This is a genomic window from Vibrio sp. 10N.261.52.C2, from assembly GCF_041471425.1.
Lineage (GTDB): Bacteria > Pseudomonadota > Gammaproteobacteria > Enterobacterales > Vibrionaceae > Vibrio > Vibrio crassostreae_C.
In genome coordinates, this window is the sequence record NZ_JBFROH010000008.1 from 164757 (window position 1) to 190968 (window position 26212).

A 26212-nucleotide genomic window follows, 5' to 3' on the forward strand; every position below is an offset into this window, starting at 1 on the left:
CTTAGCTCCATAACAAGGACCTCAATATGAAATACGTGAAACATATCGCTGCCAGTGCAGTGCTCGCTGCCTCCATGTCTGCAACATCGTTTGCAGGGACACTCGTTATCAACTCAGATGCTTCTGATCCTGCGCCAAAAGAGGCGTGGGGTGAGATCATTAACCGCTTTGAAAAAGAAAACCCAGATATTACGGTGAAGTACAACTTGTACGATCACGAGTCGTATAAAACAACGATTCGTAATTGGTTGGTCACTTCCCCGCCGGATGTGGTTTTTTGGTATGCGGGCAACCGAATGAAAGCCTTTGTTGACCGTGGCCTGTTTGAGGATGTCAGTGATATTTGGGCTGACAACAACATGAAGCAAGACTTTGCGGCTGCCGCGCCTGCGATGACAGTACAAGGCAAGCAGTTTGGTGTGCCGTACACGTATTATCAATGGGGTATCTACTACCGCAAAGACATCTTTGAGCAATATGGAATTGCGGAGCCGAAAACGTGGGAAGATTTGAAATCTGCGTCTGCAACACTTAAAGAAAATGGTGTAGCGCCGTTTGCGATTGGTACCAAGTACCTTTGGACTGCTGCTGGTTGGTTTGATTATATCAACATGCGTACTAACGGCTTGGATTTTCATATTCAGTTAATGGAAGGCAAAGTGCCTTACTCTGATGAGCGAGTGAAGAAAACCTTCGCTAATTGGGCGGAGTTAGTTGAACCTGGTTACTTCCTAGAAAACCACGCGTCTTATTCATGGCAAGAAGCTCAACCTTTCTTGTACAACGGTAAAGCGGCTATGTACCTGATGGGGAACTTCATCACGCCTAACTTCCCTGCTGAGTTAGATGGCAAGATGGATTTCTTCCAGTTCCCGGTGATCGACCCAAGTATTCCTATGTCTGAAGATGCGCCAATGGATACGCTGCACATACCTTCAAAAGCGAAAAACAAAGAAGATGCTCGTAAGTTCCTAGAGTTTGTTGCTCGCGCTGAAAACCAGCAGCTGATCAATGAGATGCTATTACAGATCCCAACCAACAACAAAGCTAAGGCGAAGTCTGACCCGTTCTTAGACAAAGGCGTCGCGATGTTGGCATCCAGTGATGGTACGGCTCAATTCTATGACCGAGACACCGACCCTGCGATGGCAAAAGAAGGCATGAAAGGTTTCCAAGAGTTTATGGTTCACCCTGAACGAATCGATAAAATATTGAAAAAACTCGATAAAGTGAGCAAGCGTACCTTTAAGTAACATTTCAATAGCCGCAGCTGTTCTGGCTGCGGCTTTTTTTCTTCTCTTAAGGGATTATTGCAAGAGCTGTTTAGTTGGCGTTCGTAATGTTTGAACGCAATGAGGCGCTGAGCATCACTTGCAATGGTTCACGTTAAACGGCTTTTGGTAAGGAACACGTCATGAGAACTTTCTCTCAAATCATCTCTGCCCGTGAGTGGGAAAATCAACACATCACCCATCATAATGTTGTTGAGGCTCATGCTCCTTTAAATAGTTACACCTCGTTGGTTGAGGCTATGACGAAGAACTCGTCGAGCACTATGTCTCTCAATGGGACTTGGAAGTTTCAGCTGTTCGATTCACCAGAGTTGGTTTGCGAAGAGGTAGTATCGGAACATTTTGATGATTCTTCATGGAAGTCGATTTCAGTGCCAAGCAACTGGCAGATGCAAGGCTTTGATAAACCGATCTATACCAATGTGAAATATCCTTTCGCTGATAACCCTCCCTTCGTCCCTAGCGATAATCCGACAGGGCTCTACCGAACGCGTTTTAACTGCACGGAACCGGAGTTATTATATACCCATAGGCTGACCTTCGACGGCGTGAATTCTGCATTTCATTTGTGGTGCAACGGCAAGTGGGTTGGCTATTCGCAAGACAGTCGATTACCGGCTGAATTTGACGTGTCTGAATACTTGCAAGCGGGCGAGAACACGCTGGTAGTGATGGTGCTGCGTTGGTCTGATGGTTCTTATCTTGAAGACCAAGACATGTGGTGGCTCAGCGGCATATTCCGTGATGTGACTTTATTGAGAAAGCCCAAGGTCGCAATCGAGGATGTTGGTATTGATACTCAGCTAGATGCTTGCTATCGCGATGCGGTTTTAAATATTTCTACGCAAATAACCAAGCACAGCAATGATGTAGAAAGCTGCTATAAGCTGAAAGCTGAACTTTATGATGCTCAAGGACAGTTGGTTTTCGAACCTCAAATCGTGGGTTTTGGTGAGCGTTATGTCGATGAAAAAGGGCCGTGGTCTGAAGTCGCAGAACACCGCATTTCAGTGGTGAACCCGAACAAGTGGAGTGCCGAGTCACCCTACTTATATCGCTGTGTGGTGTCATTGCTCGATGAACATGACGAGCTAATCGATTGTGAGGCTTACGATGTCGGCTTTCGAAGTGTTGAAATTACCGATAGTTTGCTAAAAGTTAACGGAAAACCGTTGCTGATTCGTGGCGTCAATCGTCATGAACATCACCCTGAATTGGGGCACACCATGACTCGAGAGGGGATGATTCAAGACATCAAACTGCTCAAACAAAATAACTTCAATGCCGTTAGAACCGCTCATTATCCGAATCATCCATTGTGGTATGAACTATGTGATGAGTATGGTCTGTATCTGGTTGATGAAGCGAATGTGGAAACTCATGGTCAATTTCCGATGTGCCGTTTATCCGATGATACGTCATGGTTGAATGCGTACATGAGACGAATGACAAGGCTGGTGGAGCGCGATAAAAACCACGCCAGCGTGATCATTTGGTCGCTGGGTAATGAATCGGGTATTGGTCGCAATCACCATGCGATGTATCAATGGGTGAAACAAACTGATCCAACACGTCCCGTTCAGTATGAAGGTGGCGGGGCAGATACAGCAGCGACAGACATTTTATGTCCTATGTATGCGCGGGTTGATTGGGATTTACCTGTGGTTGAGAGTCAACCTGAGGTGACACCTCGCGTGGGTATTCGTAAAGCTATCGCTCTACCAAACGAGCATCGTCCTCTTATTCTCTGTGAGTACGCCCATGCAATGGGGAACAGTCTCGGTAGCTTTGATAAATACTGGCAGGCGTTTAGAGACAACCCAAGATTACAGGGCGGATTTATCTGGGATTGGGTCGATCAAGGGATCACCAAAACCGATTCGAGCGGCAAACAATATTGGGGCTATGGTGGTGATTTCGGCGACGAGATTAATGATCGCCAGTTCTGCATTAATGGTTTGGTATTCCCAGACAGGACGGTGCACCCAACGCTACATGAAGTGAAAAAAGCACAGCAGTTTTATCAATTCAAGCTGGTTTCTGCATCACCACTGGTGATTGAGATTGCTAGTGAGTATTTATTTGATTCAGAGTCTGTCGAAACGCTTAATTGGAATATAACTCAAGATGGAATTGTTCAATGTCATGGCAGTATTGAACTGTTTGTTGAAGCTCAATCCAGTGTGCAGATTGAGCTTGATGGTGTAACTATTCCGAAGACGGCCAACGTACTTAATTACCTTAATCTCGAAGTGGTATTAAACACCAATACTGCATGGGCGGATAAAGGTCATGTGACGGCGATTGAACAGCTTAGCTTACCGACTCAACCGCAATTGATGTTGGATGCTAACCTTTCACAATACCCACCGAAAGTGACTGAAACCGATATGCTGCTGACGGTGATTGGTGATGCTTATCAAGTAGAGTTCGACAGATTGTCTGGGACATTAGAAAGCTGGAAAATCAAAGGGGTGGAACAACTTGCTAGTGGCCTTCGAGATAACTTTTATCGTGCACCATTAGACAACGATATCGGTGTCAGTGAAGCAAACCGTGTAGACCCCAATTCATGGATCGCACGCTGGCAGGCGATGAGGTTAGATAGGCTCACTCCAGAGTGCATCGAATTTTCATCCATCACTCAGAAAAATAGGGTGTCGGTGACTGCAAGAATTGCCCACACGGTGGAAGATCAGGTTCGTTTGTTGTCGACTTGGCAATACCAATTATTTGCCGATGGTGAGGTCAAATTAGATGTGGATGTTCAAGCGGCGAAAGGTTTGCCGTCTCTGCCACGAGTCGGATTTGAGTTTGCTTTGAAGCATGTGCCTGATGGGGTGGAATGGTTTGGTCGTGGGCCACACGAAAACTACCCAGATCGAAAGATGTCCGCACATATGGGGCTATATCAGCAAAGTATTGAACAAATGCATACCCCGTATATTTTCCCTTCTGATTGCGGCTTACGTTGTGATGTTCGTGAGGCAAAAGTGGGTGCATTCGAATTGCAAGGAGACTTCCATTTCTCAGTCAGTCGTTTTGGGTTACAGCAGCTACAGAAGGCAAAACATACTTGTGACTTAACCGAACAAGAACAGCTGTTTGTTTATGTCGATGGCTTCCATATGGGGGTTGGCGGTGATGACTCGTGGACGCCAAGTGTCCATGATGAATTCAAATTATTGAAAGAGCATTACCATTATCAGGTGCGCTTCCATTGTGGTGATAAAGGCTAACGTGCAGCGAATTGAGTAAAAGGATCATAGTAGGCCAAATGATCTAAATGCTTGTTTTTTTTAGCTCATTTGGCTTCAAGTATAAAAAAGGCACTCAGCGAGATACTGAGTGCCAAAGCTGGAAATTTATGAGGTTATCTTTTCATTGAATTCCAGAAGACAGGTATAGGTTTGATTTACTCTGCGTCAGTAAAGAAATCGTTGTATAACATGTATAGGTGGGCAGCACTCCAAGAGAAGTTTGGAGCACCTTGTTGTTCACCGTTTAGCGGGTTGTAGTTCTCACGGATAGGACCGTCTTGTACCAAGCCATCGGCGTGGTCGAAGAATGCGCCTGCCATTTCAATCGCATCGTCACGGTAGCCGTAGCTGTCCATACCTTTTAGGCCGAAGTAGAACTGGTCTACCCATACACGTCCACGCCAGTAAATATCTGGGCCAAATGCTGGGCTAGAAAGCGCTGCTGTGCCCAGTGGAACGTAGGTGTTGAACTCTGAGGTATCTTTCATCACAGAGACCACGGCATCAGCGTGAGCTTGTGTTGCTGCACCGTTGAACAGTGGTGACCAACCCTCAGGGCCTTTACCACGCTCGACAATCGGTTTGCCTGCGCAGCCATTGGCTAAAGGCTTGTCTTCAATACGAATGTCATAGAAGAAGTTAGTGCCTTCGTCGAACATACAGGTGTTGATGTAGTTCGATAGGTGCTCTGCTTTTTCACGGAACTCTTTCGCTTCTGCGTCTTTACCTAGAATGTCAGCCATTTCTGCTAGGTACTTGTTATCGCTGTACATGTAGCTTGCTTGGTCAACGGACTCTTGCAGCAATGAATAGCCAAGCAAAGTGCCGTCTTCAGCGCGGTTTTGAGCGAATTCAACATCCCAATCACTGCGCTTGCCACCGTTAGCAACGTACGCGTCTAGCTGGTCTTTATCGATGAAACCGAAGGCTGCTGCATCATCACGACCTGATTCCCAAGACGCAGCGGTTTGAGCTGGGCTCTCGATGTAATCGTAGTTGCCTTCTGCTACCACTTTATCCAGTGCTGCTTGTCCTACGACTGTTTCGTGCTTATCGCCACGAACCACGGTGAAGTACATTTCACCTTCAGGTGTGTTGTGTGCTTTGTCACGAGCAGCGCCATACTCTGGAACGCCATTGCCGTTGTTGTCACGGTTGCGTAGCCACCAATCATGGTATGCCACTAGTTTTGGATACATCTCTTGTAGCCAAGCTTCGTCGCTGGTGGTTTTGTAGACTTCCATTACTGCCCATGCTGCTAGGCTTGGTTTGGTATTACGTTCATTCCAGTTACCGCCATCGCCGCCACGTTCTGGACTTAGGTTGTAAGCGAGTAGATCGGGCACGTAACCTTCATCCCAAGGACGAACGGCATCGTCAGCCTGAATTTGGTAAGCGAACATCGCGCGGATGTTATCTTTCGCTACATCTGGGTTGAAGTGAGCCATTGCGTAGGCTTGCTTCCATGTGTCCCAAGGCCAAGTTTGGTTGCCCGAGAACCAACGTGCCGTCACGGATGGTGTCACAGAGTCAAACTCCATCGCACCTGCAGCGCCACGCCAGTTACCGTTTAGGGTTTCCATCGCTTTAACCGCAACACGCTCTTGCTCTGGTGTCGCGTTCGGGTTGGTTAAACCCATCTCAAGATAGCCTTCCCAACGTTCTGCTGATGCGGCTAAGAAGTCGGTAGGGGTTGCCATGATCTTTTTGATTTCAGGCTGTTCCGCTTGCGCTTCTTCTGCCGTTAGAACATGCGAGTATGTGGTGTAGATAGTCGTCGATGCTTCAATGTTTGCCGTTGAAGTAAACGCTAAACCATCAACCGTGGTTTTCGTTGGAATCGACTTGTGAACTTGGTATTCAGACTCACCAGAAGTCAGTAGATCCCATGTCGAACGAACCTTACCGAAGGTCACCTTTAGGCCATCGTCGGTTGCGACGATTTGACGGTCATACTCAGGGTAAGTTTCAGCGATTGTTTTGTCGGTTTGTGCCACGCCTTCTTTGGCGTGCGTCTTTTCTAGCAGTTCACCATCCCACACTAATTCAACCGGTGAGTCGGTAGTGATTTTTGTTTCTAGCAGAGAGGTACGGTTTGAAGCAAAACGCATCGTCATTTCTACGGTCACATCGTCAGATTTTAGCGTCTGAACCAATGCGCCCGGTAGGCTATAAGCTTCCATAGTGAAAGCCACTTTTTTGCCGTCTTTGAACACGCTTAGGCGGTCGAAGTTATCAGCCATGAAGTTGATGTATTCTTCGGTAAGCAGTGCTGTACCTGGGAATCCGCCCATGCCTTCTGCACTGTCTGGCAGCAGATGACCGTGCCATGCACCTAGGTCGAAGAATGGGTTAAAGCGTTGGTGGTCATCGAAGTCGTAGTCACGCATGTATTCAGGTGAGCCAGTACGGTCGATAACGTTCTTAAATTCGTTGGCTTGCAGTTGCTCTGTGTCAGAGCCTGAGCCTGAGCCTGAGCCTGAGCCAGAGATTGAGTTTGAAGCACAACCAGTAACGACAAGGGCTGCACCGATAGCGAGAGCTGCGAATGATTTATTCAGTTTCATGATCAATTCCTGTTATTACCAGTAGAAGTATTGCATTGCGAACACCTGAGCGTCGCCGATTTCAGTGTCGCTGCCTACGCCAAAGCGGCTATCGAAAGCAGTCGCAAACGCGCCGTTGCCGTATTCATACCAAACGCCAGCATTGATGTAAGAGGTGATTTCTTTGTCGCCATTGTCACCGTCAAAGTTTGCGTAGTTGTAGGCTGCAGATAGGTAAACGCCTTGTGCCGCTTCGTACCATGCACTGGTTTGAATACCAGACTCGCTACCGAAAGACTCTTGGTTGCCTTTATCTGTATCGTGCCAAACACGAGTGGCGAAGTTTTTGTACTCAGCACCCAATAGCAATAGTTCACCACCATCGTTGTTACGAACTTCACCACCACCCATTAGGGTTAAGTCGTCGGTCAGATCGTATTGAAGGTAACCATTGACCATGGCGTTCTTATCTTTCCATTGGTCTGCGAAGCTGTCGTATTTACCGAAGTGAACAAGAGCATCGTCTTCCGAGAAGTCAGACTCTGGCGCGAAAGAAACGCTGTAGCGAAGCTTGCCTTCTAGGTTTTGAATCTTCACACCAAGGTGCACGTCTCGCGTGTTTGAGATCGCGTAGCCGTATTCAACCGTAGGGTCACCCCACCATTGAACGTCATCTAATGAAGAGTCCATACGACCAATCATGAATTCTGTTTTGTTATCTGTGCGGTAGCCAGCGTAAAAGCGGTTGAAACCACCTTCAAAACCGCCCCAGCCGTGGCCCGTTGCCCAAGCATTGCCTTCGTCATCGGCTTGTACTGTCCAGCCCTCCATATAAGCAAGACCAAACCAATTACCGTGCTCGATAGCCAAGCCAGCTTCAATGTAAGTACCGTCTGCGTAGCGGCCTTTATCATCACCTTCGAGTGCCACGTGACCACCAAGGCCAAGCTCACCATAAAAGTTAAATAGGGTTTCAGTTTCTGTCTGAGGAGGCTGAGTATCACTGTGGTTTGCTGCGGACTCTTCCGCGTGGGCAGTGGTACTTAAGGCAGCAAGAATACAGCTTGTAATAAGAGTGTTTTTAGTAAAACTACTTTTCATTTTAATCACTTCTGTGTCGGGGTTATAAATGAAGGTTCGCAAGCAGTTCTGACTTCTAATATGGGGTGCTCTTCAAGGCGTATTGGTCAGGTTACTTACGATCGCAAAACCAATATTAATGATAATTTTGATGTTTAAAATTAATTAAGTTTAAAAGTGTGATCTATTTTTAGTAAATATTTACCTTGTTTTTATTTTGACTTTCAGTTGAATTTGCAGAGGTATGGCTAGGGTTGTAAGTATTCGGGAGGTGAATTGTTTGATGGGTGGTTAGATTGTTGGTTCGAATGTTTTGATTCTTGAATGGCTTTGATTTAATCGAGATGGTTAGTGGAAATGTACCGACAAATAAAAAGGCACTCACCAAATGTGAGTGCCTGAAGTTTAAGTCAGAGTGCCCGAAGTTTAAATCAGAGTGCAGGGTAAACTAAGCGTTCGCCGGTTCAGGTTTTGCTTCTAGTTTTTTCTCTTCTGGAGATAAGCTTTTTTCATATTTTCCGTACTTCCACCACGCGTAGCCAAGGAAGATAACAATCCCGCCCACGTTGTAGAAGATGATGGTCATGATGTCAGCACCTGTTGGGAAGGTTGACGCAAAGAAGCCAACAGTGAAAATGCCGATCAGAATCGAGACCACGGTAATGCCTGTCATACGTGAGCCCATTCTGAAATCACGAGGTAAGTGATCCAACTTCAAACGTAAATTAAGGTACGCGATCATGATGAATAGCGGTGGCAACATCGATGCTGCAGCTGTCATGTTGATAATGGTACTCATCAGATCTTGAACCGTATCGGACGCCAGTGTCGGAATGAACATCAGTGGAATCACAATCAAGAACTGAATCCAAGCCGCACGCTCTGGAACGCCTTGTTTGTTTAGAGCGACCGTTTTCTCACCGAAGATACCTTTAGGGATTTCAGAGAAGAAAATCTTAACCGGTGTTGCTGTCCACATCAGCAGAGAGCCCAGCATCGCCGTGAATGAAACCACACCAACGAAACGGTTCATCAAGATTTCAGACAGGCCAAAGTGTCTTGCTAGCCCTTCAAATACCTGAACTGAGCCGCCTGTGAATTTAAGCTCTTCACGCGAAACAAACACGTTTGCTAACACAGATCCTACCGAGTAAAGCGCACCGATGAAGATACCGGCAATGATGATGACTTTAACGAAAGACTTGTGACCGCCTTTGATGTCGTTAACGTAAACCGCGACCGATTCTGCACCGCCTGCCGCCATGAAGATCCAAGTGATTACGCCAAGGAATGCCCAGTTGAAGCTTGGTGTCATGGCTTCAATGGTGATTGGGTCAGCTGGCTCGATACCGCCTACCAAAGCACCGCCAGATAGCAAGATGTAAGACATCGTTAGCAGCAGCATCAGTGATGATGTTAGTGAGGTGATAGGGCCCAGTAATTTCGCACCGTTATTCGAGATATGAGTCGCGACCGCAAACAAAATAGTACTTAGAATTGCGGTGGTCATTGGCGTGAATATGTACTCAAAACCTAAGAACGCATACGACGCGTAAGCGATGATTCTAGGGAGCAGAGAGGTGAAGAAGAACAGGTTAACAAACCAGTAGGTGTAAGCTGAAATAAACGCCCAGCGGCCGCCTAGAGAGCTTTTAACCCAAGAGTAAACACCCGCTTCAGAGTCTTTATTCAGTGACACAAACTCTGCAACGATCAAACAAAATGGCACAAAGTAAAAGATGGTTGCTAGAAAGAACATCGGAGCTGAGGAAAGGCCGATCTCGATGTTGTTATTAATGATGTTATTGAAGCTGTATACCGCCGCGAAGGTCATAGACAGTAGGGCAAATTTGCCTATCGTACTGCGTTTATTTTCGGACATGATGTTCTCCGGTGAATCACGTTGATGATCGTTATAACTTGGTCCTAGAGAGGGAAGCTCTAGGCCGCACTTTTATTGTTATGTTGGTTTGGCAAACACCCGCTTTGTTTTGTCAGGGTTGGCTCATTGTTGTTTTTATAGATTTACGATCGGACTTCTTTGGGATTTTTTTCTTTGGTATTTCAGTAAACTTATTACCAAAACAAAGAGTTAAAGATTAAGAAGTTCATTGAAGAGATTGCTTGTTTCATGAGCGACGATTTATAAGGCGTGTAGGGGCTTTTTGTCGCTTTCTCTATATGAATCAGTTTGTCTCTTCAGCAAGAAGATTAAAGATTAAGCGGCGGGAAGTTAATCGAAATTGATCAAATATGTGACCTTGAGTAAATAGATTTAGTTAATGTTTTACCTTGGTTTTTATTTGAGTTTTATTACCTATTAATTGGTGTTTTTCGTGAACTGAAACCTTGACGGAACGCCGTTTTTATTTTTGGGTTTTTTATTTTAATTATCTGATTTAAAACAAAAAAAGCGCCAATTAAGGCGCTTTTAACTAGATGTATAGATTCTGGATTACGACTGCTTAGCCGTTTCTAGCTTTGCTTCTTTACCTGCTTGCTTCTTTTCAAAGCGAGAGATCCACCACCATGCGATACCAGAGAATACCGCTGTCATGAAGACGTTGATGAAGAAGGCTTGAACAAGGTCAACACCTGTCGGGAATGCCGATGCTGTCATGCTCACAATGAAGATACCAATCAGTACCGATACTACTGCCATACCTTGAACTCGAGTACCCATGCGGAAATCACGCGGTGTGTCGTCGTGTTTCAAGCGGAATACAAAGTAGGCCACCATGATGAAGATTGGCGGTAGCATTGCGGTACCTGCTGTTAGATTGATTGCTGTATTCATCATGTCTTGTACAGATTCAGAGCCGAAGCCGTTCACCACAAGCATCACGAATACAAACGCGAACTGCCACCAAGCTGCACGTACTGGCACGCCGTGTTCGTTAAGCTCTGTTGTCTTCTCGCCGTAAACACCTTTAGGGATTTCAGAGAAGTGAATTTTTACTGGAGCTGCTGTCCACATCATCATCGAACCGAACATAGCAACGAATAGGATAATACCGACGAAGCGACCCGTTAGAGATTGTGAAATGTCGAAGTAGTTCGCCATACCTGTGAAGATTTCAACCATGCCGCCAGCGTAGGTCAGTTCATCACGAGCAACGAATACGTTTACTAGAAGAGAGCCCACTGCGTACATTGCGCCGATTGCGATACCTGCACCAATGATAACCTTGATGAAAGACTTGTGACCGCCCTTAACATCGTTTAGGTAAGCGGCTGCGGTTTCTGCACCACCGGCTGCTTGGAAGATCCAACACATGATACCTAGCGTTGCCCAGTTGATGGTCGGTGTCATTGCTTCAAGCGTGATTGGTTCTACTGGCTCATGGTTGCCGCCCAGTGCCATTAGTGCACCGATAACGTAGATTGCAAACAGAGCGAATACACCGTAGGCCACGATCTCGGCAATCTTACCTAGCCAGCTCGCGCCTTTGGTTGAGATGTGAGTTGCTGCAGCAAACAGAGCAATCGAGATAGCCGATGTGACGACTGGCGAGAAGGCGTATTCATAGCCCAACATCGCGTAAGACGCATAGGCGATTACGTTTGGTAGCAGGGATACAAACCAGAAAAGGTTTACGAACCAGTATAGGAAGGAACCTAGGTAGGCTGCTTTTGAGCCTAGTGGTTTTTTTAGCCAGTCATACATGCCTGACTCAGAATTTTTATTTGCTGATACGAATTCAGCAATGATGAACACGAACGGAATGAAGTAAATAAGGGTCGCGAGCAAAAAGATAGGGGCTGAACTCAATCCCAATTCGATGTTGTTGTTTACAATGTTGCGAACGTTAAATACCGCTGCAAATGTCATGGAGAGTAGGGCAAATTTGCCTAACTTACCGCGTACAGATTCAGACATAGTGTCCTCCGAGGAATCACGTAATTATAGTCGTTATTTCTCAATGCTTCCTTGTAGGGAGGAAGCATTGAGGCTTTGTTCAGCATGTTGGAGCCTTGAACGGCAAGGCTCGATACATACTGTGAATAGATAGCGTTATTGTTTATTTATTGAGGAAGTAACCGTCTTCAATGGTCACTTTCAGTACCACTTTTCGAACTCGGTTATCACCGTGGAAACGGTAAGCCTGATTGTTGTCAAAGATCGCCACTTGGCCTTCAGCTAGCTCACGAGTTTCACCGTTCCCCATTAGGTGTTCGCGGTCGGTTTCATCGCTATAAGCTTGGATCTGCTCTAGCTCTGATTTCGCTGCGAATTCAACCGTTTCACGGCCTTCTAGGTAGTAGTGCACGTCGAAGTAACGACGATTACCGGTGAAGTTTTCTGTGTTACGAGCCACACCGTCTTCAATCATGTAAGCCAGTGAATCACCAATTGAATACATCACGCCATCTTTGATGTTTCCGATGTTTTCAATCGCTTCTACACAGCGTTGCCATTTACGACCATCGCGGTAGACGACTTTAAATTGTTCTAAGTTTTCTAAAACGATCATCGCTTATGCCTCGTTCAGTTGTGGTTGAGCTTTTGGTGCATTCACCGTAAAAAACTCATCGCCAAAGTTGTGATTGATTAGGTGCTGCGCATCGCAATCGCCTGCTTGGAATGGAATCAGAGTTAGACCGTAGCGGAACTCGTCCATGTAAACGCGGTAAGAATCGAGCACTTCGCTGCCCCAAGAGTTAGAGCCTAAGCCCATCACTTGGTGATCTAGGTTTAACGTGATGTAACCGCTTTTCTCTAGCTCAATGGTGTGTTGTGCTTGGTGCAGGTTTTGGTTGGTGTAGAACCATGCGCTGAAGTTGATTTCTTGCTGTGGTTTTACTGCAATACCATTACCCGCGCGGCTTGAAAGCGCAGCCCAACGAACGTGTTGGCGGTTGCCGTTGTTCTGTGGGAACGGGTAGTTCTCGAACATGTCTGCAACGGTTGATTGGTAAACATCAATCATGTTGGCTTGCTTGCTGTCTTGGTAGTTCTCTTCAGGGCCGCGTCCGTAATATTGGACTTGGTCGAAGTCGCCGTTGATGCCCATATCAAAACCAATCACAGGAATTACATGAGGGTACTCACCGTAACGTTCGCCGCTTAGCTCAACGTTCAATTGGCCTTCAGCATTAACTTGGTAGCGATATTCACAACGCATGCCGAAATCGAATACTGGTGGAGCAATGATGCTGGTGGTGGTGATCTCGACCTTGCCATTTACCTGTTCAACGTTAACGCATTCAAGGTCAATGCTACGGAAGTGCTCCTGCATAATTTGCAAGTGTGCAGGCTCCCAGTAACCATCGTGCTCTTGTTTATGGTTATCGATCATTGGCTTGAAGAAGTTGATTCGTGGTTCTGACTTAATCATCTCTTCGCCATTGACCAACCATGACGTCAGCTTGCCGTTCACTTTCGAGAAGTTCAGTGCGAAGTTGTGGCCTTTGATTAGGTAAGCTAAACGAGACTCTTCCACATTCAGTGCTGTCGCATTGTTGTTAGTGAAGGCTTCTAGCTGTGCTGTGTTCTCTTTCACTTGGAATTGATACACCGCGATGTCGTGGTTCGCTTCGCTGTAAGGCGTACGAGAATCCTTGCGCACGGTAAAGTTCACAAACACTTCGCGCTCATCAAGTTGTGGCAAGTTAAGTGTCAGTTCACGGCTCGAGTTTTCTGCCAGTTCTTCAATCTTGATGTGTTGCACAGCAATGGTTTCACCTTCAGCACGGATTTCCGCAGTGATGGTGTAGTCATCGATGTTTGAGAACCAAAGTTTGTTGTCTACTGTGAAGGTGCCGTCTTCAGCATTGAAGTCACGGATCTTCACTGGTGCGATAACCTGCTTGTACTCTTTTAAGCCTGGCCCCGGTGTTTGGTCTGGGTAGATCAAACCGTCCATGCAGAAGTTGTAGTTGTTCGGGTAGTCACCGTAGTCACCGCCGTACTTATAGAACTCAGTACCCGCTTCATCACGCGCTAGAATGCCGTGGTCACACCATTCCCAAACGTAGTGACCTTGAATTGCATCGTGCTTGTAGAACACGTTTTGGTATTCGGTTAAGCCACCTGGGCCATTACCCATTGCGTGTGCGTATTCACAGATAATGCGTGGTTTTTCGTGTGGGAATTCACCGAAGGCATTCATCAGTTGAGCACGTGAGTACATGGTTGAAATGATGTCGACCACTTCAGCATCGCGGTCTTCTTCATAGTGAACCAAGCGGGTGTCATCAATCGCTTTTGCCGCATCGTACATAGAGCGGATATTGCAGCCGTAGCCTGATTCGTTACCTAAAGACCACATGATGATAGAAGGGTGGTTCTTTTGAGCGTGGATATGACGTTCGATACGTTCAACAAACACCGCTTCCCATGCTGCATCGTTAGTGATGCGGCTTAGGTCGCCAACGTTAGCAAAGCCGTGAGTTTCGACATCGGTTTCACCCATCACGAACAGGCCGTAGATGTCACACAGTTCGTAGAAACGTGGGTCATTCGGGTAGTGCGCAGTACGTACTGAGTTGATGTTGTGTTGCTTCATCAACACCAAGTCTTTCTCAACGCGATCCATGCCCACAGCACGACCTTTCAGGTGGTCGTTGTCGTGACGGTTTACACCATGCAGCATCACGTATTTGTTGTTGATGTAGAACAGACCATCGCGAACTTTAATGTCTCGGAAACCAACGCGCTGTGGAATCACTTCTAGCACTTCGCCGTCTGTGTCTTTTAGCGTCAGCAACAGTTGGTAAAGGTATGGGTTTTCAGCATTCCATTGAACAGGGTTCACGACATCGATAGAGAATTGAGTGTTCGCATTGCCGCCAGTCTGTTGGTTAGGAACAGTTAAGTTATCTACTGAGCCTTGGGAGATAACTTGGCTGCCATCAAGCAATGCGTACTCAAGAGTTGCGTTAGTCGCTGCTGCTAGGTTTTCTAGAGCAACGTTGCACGAAAGGGTCGCGCTTTGGTAAGCGTCGTCAAAATCAGTACGAACCATTAGGTCTTGAACGTGAAGTTGTTCTTTACCAACAAGGTAAACATCACGGAAGATGCCGCCTGTCCACCACATGTCTTGGTCTTCAATGTAGGTGGAGTCTGCCCACTGCATCACGCGAATAGAAAGTAGGTTGTTGCCCGCTTTTACGTGGCTAGAGATATCGAATTCAGCGGTTAGGCGGCTGCCCTTGCTGAAACCAACGTACTCACCATTTACGTAAACTTCGAAGTAAGTTTCAACGCCATCAAATTTGATGATGGTTTGTTTTTCGTCCCAGCTTTCGCCAAGGAAGAAAGAGCGTTGGTATGCGCCGGTTGGGTTGTCTGATGGTACGAAAGGCACGTCAATTGGGAATGGGAAACCTTCATCTGTGTATTGAAGATCGCCGTGGCCTTCCATTTGCCACATGTTTGGAACCGTGATGTTGCCCCAGTCGCTCATTTCCTGAGAATAAAACTCTTCAGGAACCAATAGCGGATTGGTGAAGTAGCTGAAATTCCATTGGCCACTCAATAGTTGGAAGTGGCTGCTCAGTTCACGCTGAAACGTTTTTGCATTTTTTTCTGATGCGTATGAGAAGAAGTATGCACGCGGTGCCATACGGTTCTCATGTAAGTTCAGGAAGTTTTCCCAGTTGTTCACGTTGCCTCTCTCTCGGTCTAAATGCAGTTTGCTGACCGACGTTCTTATGCGTAATTGGGTCGTAGTGAATACGAGTATTTTTGGACTGAGGTAATTATTAGTAAAAGTTTTACTAAATGAAATTAGTGAAAACGTTTTACTTTAACTTCATCACGTTTTTTATGGTCTTTTTACGGTGCTGTGTGATCCACTTAAAAGAATGCTATTGGCTGTTTTATGCAGCAGGTTAAAGAGGGGGACATGTGTCGATTGATGTATGTGACGGGCACAAAAAAGGCCACCTTCAACAAAGGTAGCCTTAATTTATCTATTTGATATATTTAATTATTTTGTTGTATCGCGTAGCTTGAGTTTGCTTGGTACATAGACGCGTAATGGGATGGTTCGGCCGTCGCGTACTTTCTCAATCAGCAGGTTAACGCCTTGAATTCCCATCAGTTCAGAGTGAATACGAACAGTCGATAAAGATGGGAAGGTAAATTTAGCTGTTGGGATGTCGTTTACACTGATCAGCGCAATATCTTCAGGAATGTTTAATCCGTGCTCATGAACTGCTCGTAAAACGCCAATTGCGATGGAATCTGACGCAATAAACATGGCTTTAGGGTAGTCACCCGTCGCGAGCATCTGTTTTGCAAGCTTGTAACCTGATGAGCTAGAGAAGTCACCACGGTAGATGTCTTGTTCACTGACAACGTTCTTGAGGCCACCATATTCAGCAAAAGCGACTTCACGAATATCAGGGGTGTTGACGTCGTCTTGGCCACCAATAAAGCCGATACGCTCATAGCCTTGGTTGATAAAGAAGTTGGTGATCTCTTTGCTGATCAAAGCCAGGTCGATATCGACAGAGTCATATGGTTCTGAGTGATCGGTAAAATCGACATAACAGATATTATCGCTCAGCTTTTTAGCTTGCTCTATAACCTCTGGTGTCATTCTTCCCACCAACAAAACACCTGTGATCGGTGCTGAATTGATCTGTATTTTACTTTCATAACAGTTGGTTAGCTTAACTTCCATCTTTTCACATTGGGTTTCAATCCCGTGGCGAATCGATAGATAGTAAGGGTCGTTAACCTCAGCTTCTTGCTTGTAGTTATACAGTGCTAGAAAGTGATGGTTTTGTTTTTTACTGCTAACGGTTTTTCGTGAGCTGCTGGTTTTGTATTCCAACTTCTCTGCAATTTCAAAGATACGCCTTTTGGTCTCTTCCTTGACGCTTAATGTTGGATCTTCATTGAGAACCCTTGAAACTGTAGCCAATGATACATTCGCTTCAGTCGCGATATCTTTTAACGTTGCCATACTCACTTCCTGTTATTGGAACATTGCGCTGCTTTGAAATTGGTATTTAGTAAAAAAGCAATGCACCTCTTTATTCTACTGACCTATTGTAATCAAACTGGACGTCATTGCATTAACTTTTAGTAAAATAAATGTCCAACTCATCTGTGATGTCTCAAATCTAACTATCTATAATTATCTTATTAAAATTCAATGAATTAGAGGTTAATAGCTATACATTTCCTCTATGTCATGAACAGTACCAATGATGAAAGTTAGTGTAAACGTTTACACTTCGTGGTTTTGATCACAGAATTATAGTCAAAATGGCTGCTACTATTTCTGACATACGGTGCTACTGAGCTGAATGTCAGTTCGAGTTAGCCCACGAATGACGACAAAGAGAGGTTGATTGTGAAAGTACTGGTTACGGGCGGCATGGGTTACATCGGAAGTCATACATGCATTCAAATGATACAGGCAGGTATGGAGCCGATCATTGTTGATAACCTTTGCAACAGCAAAGAGCTAGTGCTGGAACGAATCGAGTCGTTAACTGGCAAGCGACCAACGTTTTATCTTGGCGACATTCGTGACCAATCTTTTCTAGATAGCGTGTTTTCAGAAAATGATATCCAAGCCGTGATTCACTTTGCTGGCCTGAAAGCGGTAGGGGAGTCGGTGGCTAAGCCTTTGGAGTACTACGATAACAACGTCAATGGTTCATTGGTGTTAGCTCGCAGTATGAAAAAAGCGGGCGTGAAAAGCATCGTATTTAGTTCTTCGGCTACCGTTTACGGCGACCCGGAAGTAGTGCCGATTACTGAAACTTCACCAACTGGCGCGACAACCAACCCTTATGGTCGCAGCAAATATATGGTGGAAGAGTGCTTGAGCGATCTGTTCAACGCGGAGAACGATTGGAGCGTCACTTTACTGCGTTACTTCAATCCAGTCGGTGCACATCCATCGGGCACTATGGGTGAAGACCCACAAGGTATCCCAAATAATTTAATGCCGTTTATTGCTCAAGTAGCCGTAGGGCGCCGTGAAAAACTGGCTGTTTTTGGAAACGATTACCCAACAGTCGATGGCACAGGCGTTCGTGACTATATTCATGTAATGGATTTAGCGGACGGTCACGTCGCAGCACTAAAAGTGGTTGGTGAGAAAGCGGGCTTACACATTTACAACCTAGGTACGGGCAAAGGCTCAAGTGTACTCGAGATGGTTGAAGCCTTCGCACAAGCATCGGGCAAACCGGTTCCTTATGAACTTTGCCCACGCCGCGCAGGTGACATTGCCGAATGTTGGGCAAGTACTGAAAAAGCAGAGCGCGAGCTTGGCTGGAAGGCGACGCGTAGCGTGATGGAGATGACGGCGGATACATGGAATTGGCAGTCGAATAACCCACAAGGTTACTAAAGAACTTTTAAGCTATTGAAAAAATAGAGATTCCAGATATCTCGTGCCTTTATTCTGGAATGACGGATGAGCATAAGGCTATGAAGTGGTGGCCTTTGCACAAATAGCACAACGAGATTACACGTCATTCCCTACAGCGAGGCACGAGCGTGATAGGGAATCTCCTTGTAGAAGAATTATTCATCTTGGTGAATTGACCAAGACACAAAATTTGAGAGCAATCTAAACATGTCAAAAGTTGAATTTAACCCAGTAGACCACCCGCATCGTCGTTATAACCCATTAACGGGTCAGTGGATCTTAGTATCACCGCACCGAGCAAAACGTCCTTGGAGTGGCCAAGATGAAAAACCATCGACTGCGCAGCTTCCTGCGTATGAGAAAGAGTGTTTCTTGTGTCCAACTAACACACGTATCTCGGGTGACGAAAACCCAGATTACGACGGTACTTACGTATTCAGTAACGATTTCGCGGCGTTGATGCCTGATTCACCTGACGCTCCAGAGTCTGAAAACCCTCTATTCAAGACTCAAGGTGTTCGCGGGTTGAGCCGCGTGATCTGTTTTTCTCCGGACCACAGCAAAACGCTGCCAGAGTTACCAGTAAACAAGATTCGCGGTGTTATCGACACATGGAATGAACAGATTGAAGAGCTAGGTAAAGACTACCTATGGGTTCAAGCGTTTGAAAACAAAGGCGAGACCATGGGCTGTTCTCAGCCACACCCACACGGTCAAATCTGGGCAAACAGCTTTTTACCCAACGAGATTGAACGCAAAGAAAAACTGCTAAAAGAGTACTTTGAACAGCAGGGCACAAACCTATTAGTGGATTACGTTGAAGCTGAAATGAAAGACGGCTCTCGCACTGTGGTTGAAACTGAACATTGGATTGCTGTGGTTCCTTACTGGGCAGCGTGGCCATTTGAAACCATGTTGCTACCAAAAACACACATCCGCCGTATGAGCGAACTGACTGACGAACAACGTGATGATCTAGCGCTTGCGATTAAGAAGCTGACCAGTCGTTACGACAACTTGTTCCAATGCTCATTCCCGTACTCAATGGGTTGGCACTATGCGCCGTTCTTTGAAGAAGGCACGGACATCGATCACTGGCAACTGCATGCGTTGTTCTACCCGCCATTGCTACGTAGTGCTTCGGTTCGCAAGTTCATGGTCGGCTACGAAATGTTGGCTGAGTCTCAGCGTGATTTAACCGCAGAACAAGCAGCGCAGCGTCTGCGTGATTTGAGTGACGTTCACTATAAAGAGCAGTAATACGTTGCTTCGTAGATAACAAGCGAGATTCCTGATATCTCGTCCCTCGATTCTGGAATGACGGCAGATGAAAAGCCCATAAGTTTAAGAGCTTAGAAGCTTAAAAGTTTAGTCGCTGATGTTGTCATTCCCTACCGTGAGAGACGAACGATATAGGGAATCTAAAAGAATTAAAGTGGTGCCGTGAAGGGCCATAACCAATTGAACAAAGAGTTTAACCAGAGAGTTTACTTATGTCTGACCTAATCCAAAACGTGAAAGCATCTTTTGAGCAAGTCCTTGGTTACCAAGCGACCCATATTATCCAAGCGCCAGGTCGTGTGAACCTGATCGGCGAGCACACCGACTACAACGATGGTTTTGTTCTACCGTGTGCCATTAACTATCAAACGGTAGTCGCAGCGGCTAAACGTGACGACAACATTGTACGCGTAGTATCAGTGGACTACGGTAATGCAGTCGATGAGTTCGATTTAACTCAAGAGATCACATTCCAACAAGACAAGATGTGGGCTAACTACATTCGTGGTGTGGTGAAGTGCTTAAAAGGTCGCGGCTTTGAATTTACAGGTGCAGACATCTCTGTAACGGGTAACGTGCCTCAAGGTGCAGGTTTAAGTTCTTCTGCGGCACTGGAAGTGGTGATTGGTCAAACATTCAAGGTGCTTTATAACCTAGAGATCAGCCAAGCCGAAGTGGCGCTAAATGGTCAGCAGGCCGAAAACGAATTTGTGGGCTGTAACTGCGGCATCATGGACCAAATGATCTCTGCAGAAGGTCGTGCAAACCACGCGATGCTTTTGGATTGTCGTAGCTTAGAAACTCAAGCGGTTTCAATGCCAGAAGATATGGCTGTGGTTATCATCAACTCAAACAAGAAACGCGGCTTAGTCGACAGCGAATACAACACACGTCGTGAACAGTGTGAAGAAGCGGCGCGCATCTTTGGTGTTCCGGCACTTCGTGATGTGACCATTGAGCAGTTCAAAGCGAAAGAGTCTGAGTTAGATGAAATGGTCGCGAAACGTGCTCGTCACGTGATTACTGAAAATGACCGTACTGTTGAAGCGGCTCAAGCTCTGCGCACTCATGATATGAAACGCATGGGTGAGTTGATGGCTGAATCGCATGCATCAATGCGTGATGATTTTGAAATCACGGTGAAAGAAATCGATACGCTGGTTGATATGGTCAAAGAAGTGATCGGTGAGCAAGGTGGCGTGCGTATGACTGGCGGTGGTTTCGGTGGTTGTATTGTGGCATTGGTTCCACCTGCATTGGTTGATGAAATCAAAACAACCGTTGAACAGAAATATCAAGCGGCGACGGGGCTAAAAGAATCTATTTATGTGTGCCAAGCGAAAGACGGAGCAGGCTTAGTTGAAGTAATCTAACGGCTTCGAGACTTAATATAGAGCTTACCAAGTAAAAAGATCATGGTAGGCCAAATGCTAAAGCCTTTATTTCAGGTAGAGGCTTTTTACTGGCACTAGAAGGAATTTAGAATGACACAAGAGCAAAACCTGCATCAATCCATGGCGCAGACTCCAGCCTATGATGGCCAACCCGCTCAGTTAGTGACGCTATCAAATACGCATGGCATTCAAGTGACATTCATGGATATTGGTGCAACATGGTTGAGCTGTATCCTGCCAGTAAAGGGAAACAAAAGAGAAGTTTTGTTGGGTGTTAACTCAATGGAGAACTTCGATAAACAAGCCAGCTATATGGGCACAACCGTTGGCCGTTATGCTAACCGCATTGCTAATGGTCGTTTCAAAATTGATGGTCAGAATTACAAGCTGGAAACCAACCAAGCGGGCAATACCTTACATGGTGGCCCGAACGGATTTGATAAACGCCGTTGGAATATTGCCGAGCAAAGCGAAACGTCAGTGGTGTATACTCTCGAGTCTGCTGATGGCGACCAAGGATTCCCGGGGAATTTGAATGTGTCGGTGCGTTATGACATCACCGAAGGCAATCGAATTTCCATTAATTACTCTGCAACCACAGACAAGCCGACTTTGGTTAACCTAACGAATCATGCTTACTTCAATCTACTTGGCGCAGAAGCTGGACACGATTGTTTGTCACACATTGTCAGCATCAACGCCAATCAATTCTTGCCGACCAACTCGGTGGGAATTCCATTAGGTAACCTTAAATCGGTGAAATCGACCAGCTTCGATTTCAATCAGCCTATGATGATCTCAGAGCGTTTGTTGGGCGATGAACAGCAGAAAGCAGCAAAGGGTTACGACCATTCTTTCTTATTGGCTGATGGCTGCAAACGCACTCAATGTGCCGCGACCGTAACCTCACCAGATGCGCTCGTCACACTAAAAGTATTTTCAACCAAACCTGCAATGCAGCTATACACCGGAAACTGGCTTGGTGGTACACCAAACCGAAGTGGTGGCAGCTATGAAGACTACGCTGGTTTGGCACTAGAAACCCAGTTCTTACCTGACTCTCCTAACCACCCAGAGTGGAAGCAGGATAGTTGTATTCTCAAGCCTGAACAAGAATATAACTACAGTACCTGTTACCAGTTTGAATTTTCGGGGGATTCTTCAAACTAGTACGCTCTAGCTCAAAGCGGTTACGCCAATATCTTTTGCTTGTGAATAGGACGATGTGAATTATTGCGTTGTTCTTGGGGGATGAGCAAAAGTGGCGCTCAACAAGAGTGCGGTTTATTAAGTGCGATTGTTGAGTATCTGAGTAAGGTAGGAAAGCCCTAACAGAAGCGATTCTGTTAGGGCTTTTTTTTGATTATTGCTTGATGAGTCGACCAGAACTTAGACTTTCTCTACCGAATTACGGCGTACCAGAGTTGGAGAGAACATCATTGGTTCAGTAGAGGTGTTTTCACCTTTGGCTAAGTGCAGCGCGAGTCGTGTCGCTTTCTCTGCCATCATCTGAATCGGGTAGCGGATAGTGGTGAGCTTTGGATGAACATAGCGGGCAATCAAGCCATCATCGAAGCCGATGATCGACATTTTGTCTGGCGCTTGAATACCGTTTTCATCAAGGACAGACAAAGCACCTGCTGCCATGTAATCGTTGTACGCCACAATGCCTGTGATTGGCAGTGATTTAGTCAGAAGGTTAGTCATGGCGTATTCGCCACCGTCACTGGTGGGCGCTGAGTATTCAATATAGCTGTCAGAGAGCGCTATTTTGTAATCTGAGAGTGCCGCTAAGTAACCTTGGATACGCTCATCGGCATCTTCAATGCTATGCGATGAGGCGATACAGGCAATGTTTTTATGGCCATGGCGGATCAGATATTCCGTCGCAAGATACGCACCTTTTTTGTTGTCTAAGAAAATACAGTGGTTGGCAATCTCAGCAATATAACGGTTGATCAGTACTAAGCCTTTGACCTCTTTTGCATAGGCAATCAGTTCTTCGTCGGTGAGGCCTTTAGAGTGGATCACCAGGGCGTCACAACGGCTGTTAACCAGCAATTCAATCGCTTGTCTCTCTTCTTCACGATCGTGCGAGCCATTACCGACAAGGATATGTTTTCCGTTCTCACGAGCGACATTGTCGACAGCCTTAACCAGCGTGCCAAAAAAGGGATCGGAGATGTCACCGACCAATACACCAACAGTGTTCGTGCTTTGGCTTACCAGCGCTCGAGCATTGGCATTCGGTCGATAGCCAAGTTTAGACATCGCTTTAGTTACAGACTCTACCGAGCTCGCACTCGCCTTGGGAGACTTGTTGATCACTCGAGATACGGTTGCAACAGAAACACCAGCTTCCTTTGCTACATCTTTAATTGTTGCCATTTTTAACCTCTATACATTGCTTCATCTATTTAACACCGACAATGATAGTAAGGCAACGAAACTCTCATTTTACTTCCAGTAATGAGATCTTTACCGCTTGTAATTATTAGGCTTAATGCTAGTGTAAACATTTACATTTTACTTAATTTTAGTAAATGATTTAATGAGTGAAAATAAACCAATATAGGAAGTGAGAAATGGATACTGTCTCTTATGGTGACTTTGCTAAGTTAGAAATGCGTGTGGGTAAGATCATTGAGGTTGTGCGTCATGAAAACGCCGACAAGCTTTACATAGTGCAAGTGGATGTTGGTGACAAGACACTGCAAACGGTGACCAGCCTAGTCCCTTACTACACAGAAGAAGAGTTGATGGGTAAGCAGGTTGTTGTTTTGTGCAATCTAGCGAAGGCGAAGATGAGAGGCCACACTTCTGAGTGCATGTTGCTTTGTGCAGAAACGGAAGATGAATCTGAAAGTGTATTGCTAACACCTGAACGTGCGATGCCAGCAGGTATTCGTGTCGTTTAAGCTCACTTTAGGTTGGTGAGTCAATGTGTTCACCAACCTAAATCAACTAGCTGCGTACAGTTAGTATCAAGCCATCAATCACACTGTGATGGTGATCGGAAACCCCAGCAAGGTTGCCGTATTTAGGCTGGTGGCGATCATTTTCTAATGGGTGATGCCAACCTTGTGTGTGTTTAACGAAGTGCGCCGCAAAGCTTTCAGACACCTCTAAACATCCTGCCAATACCGTATCGACATAGGTTTGGACGATAGGGCTGTTTTCGCAAGGTGCTTCAATCTCGTCTTTGATGTAAACCCAGATAGATTGATCCTGTTTGAACTCATCTTGGCTTTCTATCTGAGAGGCCTTTAACTCGATTCGGTGATAACCACGCTCACGGCGATCAAACTCAGCCAGTGCAATATCATCCACCTCAAGCAACACACCATTCACTTGTCCCTCGCCGAGATTGACGATCAAAGGTGATAACACATAGCTGTCATCGATCTTGCTCCAATGGCGAATTAAGCCATGAACAATCGCAGGGATCGCTTGCCCTGTCTGACCGGTAAGCTGACGTGAAGATGAGTTGATTAAACTGCCATAACCAAAAATATACATCGCATTCCTTGTCTGAGTTGTTCCATTTAAGTCTAGTCTTACTATATGTGGCGAGATACCAAAAGTCAGTAAGTTTCTATTTATACATGTATGTGTCTTTATGACTCTTTTGGTTGTGTTTTTTTGACTTATTTATTGGCTATTGAATCTCGTGAGTCGCTGTTTTTACTGGTTTTATCTAATTGGCGCGTTTCATGCAACGTGATCTGCATATTGCATCGGATTTGATGCACACAAAATTTGGTTTAGGTAATACCTTGGCCGCTTATCTGAGAATTAGGAGCGAGTTTGTTAAATATCACAGATAAAAGTGTAGAAGACGCGATTCCAGCCTACCTGCGTTTAGGCTTTCGACCTTTCTTCTTTTTAGGCAGTCTCTATGCAGTGATCGCGATTGTCGCTTGGGTCATCATGTTCCAAAACGGTCAGCCTGAGATTTTAAAAGTTCCCGCACTGTGGTGGCACGTGCATGAGATGCTGTTTGGTTTCTCAATGGCGATAGTGGTTGGTTTTGTGTTAACGGCAGTACAAACGTGGACGGGTGTCAATGGCACCAAGCATTATCGATTAGCTGCGCTAGTCGGTTTGTGGCTCGCACCTCGTATTCTGTTTTGGACCCCCGCGCCGTTATGGCTGATTTCGTCGGTTGAGGCGCTGTTCTTAATCTTCGCCGCCTACGAAATTGGTTTCCGAGTCGTGAAGTCGAAAGGCTGGAAGAATCTATTCTTTGTGCCGCTGTTTATATTGGCTATCGTGGCGAACTTTGCTAGTTACGCGACCATTAAGGGGATGCCTCCATTCCCATCGTCTGCAGTTTGGCAGGCTATGTTGTGGTGGTTTACCTTGCTGTTATCAGTGATGGGTGGGCGAGTTATCCCATTCTTCACGGCGCGTCGTTTTGATTTTGAAAAAGCTCAGCCCTTGGTTTGGTTGGAATGGCTAGCCAACCTACCTTTGGTTGGCTTATTTGTATTGAGCTTCTTCCCATTGACCTTTGCTCAAGTCGGCAATGAGTTGATGGTATTTGCAGGTGTGACTCAGTTGGTGCGCTTTATCCGCTGGAAACCTTGGACAACGCTGTCTGAACCTTTGGTGTGGTCACTGCATAGGGCTTATCTATGTATCCCTCTCAGCCTACTGCTACGCGGCTTATTAGACAACCCGTTCGCGAGCCACAACATGCTGCACTTGTTTGCGATTGGTGGCTTGAGTGGGTTAATTCTGGCGATGATTACGCGCGTGACAATGGGACATACTGGCCGTGCTATCTATAAAGGGCCAAGTATGGCTTTGGCGTTCTCGGCTATATTTATCGCGGCACTCGTTCGTAGTTTAGGTGTGACATTCTTCCCGGCGTATTTATTTGAGATGGTCAATATCAGCGCGGGTTTATGGACGTTAGCGTTCGGTCTATTTATCTGGAAATTTGGGATAATGCTGTTAACGCCAAGAGTGGATGGTCACCCGGGCTAAGCCAATTAGTTATCTATTGATATA

At 45.9% G+C, this 26212-nt stretch carries 17 protein-coding genes; 8 read left to right on the plus strand and 9 right to left on the minus strand.

Annotation, left to right across the window (positions count from 1 at the left end; all coding sequences use genetic code 11):
- The first annotated feature begins 26 nt into the window (after window positions 1-26).
- Entirely contained in the window at window positions 27-1253 is a 1227-nt protein-coding gene (locus AB4307_RS02415) for an ABC transporter substrate-binding protein (RefSeq protein WP_050619979.1), read from the plus strand.
- A gap of 161 nt (window positions 1254-1414) precedes the next feature.
- A complete protein-coding gene (locus AB4307_RS02420; RefSeq protein ID WP_372130983.1) occupies window positions 1415-4531 on the plus strand; it encodes a beta-galactosidase in 3117 nt (1038 codons plus the stop codon).
- Window positions 4532-4707: 176 nt separating this feature from the next.
- Here the strand turns inward: AB4307_RS02420 and ygjK are convergent, their stop codons facing one another.
- From ygjK to ebgR, 7 genes are all read right to left on the minus strand, one after another.
- On the minus strand, window positions 4708-7119 hold the full coding sequence (gene ygjK / locus AB4307_RS02425) for an alpha-glucosidase (protein WP_372130985.1): 2412 nt from the start codon (window positions 7117-7119) through the stop codon (window positions 4708-4710).
- Between the two features lie 15 nt (window positions 7120-7134).
- Window positions 7135-8199: a protein YgjJ gene (gene ygjJ / locus AB4307_RS02430; RefSeq protein WP_004734431.1), complete on the minus strand. Its 1065-nt coding sequence runs from the start codon at window positions 8197-8199 to the stop codon at window positions 7135-7137.
- Between the two features lie 427 nt (window positions 8200-8626).
- Entirely contained in the window at window positions 8627-10060 is a 1434-nt protein-coding gene (locus AB4307_RS02435) for an amino acid permease (protein ID WP_017069519.1), read from the minus strand.
- Between the two features lie 573 nt (window positions 10061-10633).
- The gene (locus AB4307_RS02440) at window positions 10634-12058 is read right to left on the minus strand and encodes an amino acid permease (protein WP_017063320.1); all 1425 of its coding nucleotides are present in this window, start codon (window positions 12056-12058) and stop codon (window positions 10634-10636) included.
- Window positions 12059-12200: 142 nt separating this feature from the next.
- Complete coding sequence (locus AB4307_RS02445) at window positions 12201-12653, minus strand: beta-galactosidase subunit beta (protein WP_017066026.1); 453 nt, start codon at window positions 12651-12653, stop codon at window positions 12201-12203.
- A gap of 3 nt (window positions 12654-12656) precedes the next feature.
- Entirely contained in the window at window positions 12657-15788 is a 3132-nt protein-coding gene (gene ebgA, locus AB4307_RS02450; protein WP_372130987.1) for a beta-galactosidase subunit alpha, read from the minus strand.
- A gap of 324 nt (window positions 15789-16112) precedes the next feature.
- Window positions 16113-17096 (minus strand): transcriptional regulator EbgR, encoded by a 984-nt coding sequence (gene ebgR / locus AB4307_RS02455; RefSeq protein ID WP_017069515.1) that lies wholly within the window; start codon window positions 17094-17096, stop codon window positions 16113-16115.
- 393 nt (window positions 17097-17489) lie between these two features.
- Here ebgR and galE point away from each other — a divergent pair, with 393 nt between their 5' ends.
- From galE to galM, 4 genes are all read left to right on the plus strand, one after another.
- A complete protein-coding gene (galE, locus tag AB4307_RS02460) occupies window positions 17490-18500 on the plus strand; it encodes a UDP-glucose 4-epimerase GalE (RefSeq protein ID WP_017070355.1) in 1011 nt (336 codons plus the stop codon).
- A 228-nt stretch (window positions 18501-18728) separates the two neighbouring features.
- Window positions 18729-19781 carry a UDP-glucose--hexose-1-phosphate uridylyltransferase gene (locus AB4307_RS02465; RefSeq protein WP_372130989.1) on the plus strand — a complete coding sequence of 351 codons (1053 nt, stop codon included), beginning with the start codon at window positions 18729-18731 and terminating at the stop codon, window positions 19779-19781.
- A gap of 233 nt (window positions 19782-20014) precedes the next feature.
- Window positions 20015-21175, plus strand: coding sequence for a galactokinase (gene galK / locus AB4307_RS02470; protein ID WP_048612261.1), 1161 nt, complete (start codon window positions 20015-20017; stop codon window positions 21173-21175).
- Window positions 21176-21286: 111 nt separating this feature from the next.
- Window positions 21287-22366 carry a galactose-1-epimerase gene (galM, locus tag AB4307_RS02475; protein ID WP_372130991.1) on the plus strand — a complete coding sequence of 360 codons (1080 nt, stop codon included), beginning with the start codon at window positions 21287-21289 and terminating at the stop codon, window positions 22364-22366.
- A 219-nt stretch (window positions 22367-22585) separates the two neighbouring features.
- Here the strand turns inward: galM and AB4307_RS02480 are convergent, their stop codons facing one another.
- Window positions 22586-23584 carry a substrate-binding domain-containing protein gene (locus AB4307_RS02480; RefSeq protein WP_372130993.1) on the minus strand — a complete coding sequence of 333 codons (999 nt, stop codon included), beginning with the start codon at window positions 23582-23584 and terminating at the stop codon, window positions 22586-22588.
- A 197-nt stretch (window positions 23585-23781) separates the two neighbouring features.
- On the opposite strand from AB4307_RS02480, the gene AB4307_RS02485 reads away from it, so the two are divergent.
- Complete coding sequence (locus tag AB4307_RS02485; protein ID WP_017060796.1) at window positions 23782-24114, plus strand: tRNA-binding protein; 333 nt, start codon at window positions 23782-23784, stop codon at window positions 24112-24114.
- 46 nt (window positions 24115-24160) lie between these two features.
- On the opposite strand, the gene AB4307_RS02490 is transcribed toward AB4307_RS02485, so the two are convergent.
- Window positions 24161-24715: a gamma-glutamylcyclotransferase family protein gene (locus tag AB4307_RS02490; protein ID WP_017063327.1), complete on the minus strand. Its 555-nt coding sequence runs from the start codon at window positions 24713-24715 to the stop codon at window positions 24161-24163.
- A gap of 288 nt (window positions 24716-25003) precedes the next feature.
- Between AB4307_RS02490 and AB4307_RS02495 the strand changes: the two genes are divergently transcribed.
- Window positions 25004-26188, plus strand: coding sequence for an NnrS family protein (locus AB4307_RS02495; RefSeq protein WP_372130995.1), 1185 nt, complete (start codon window positions 25004-25006; stop codon window positions 26186-26188).
- Window positions 26189-26212: the final 24 nt, after the last annotated feature.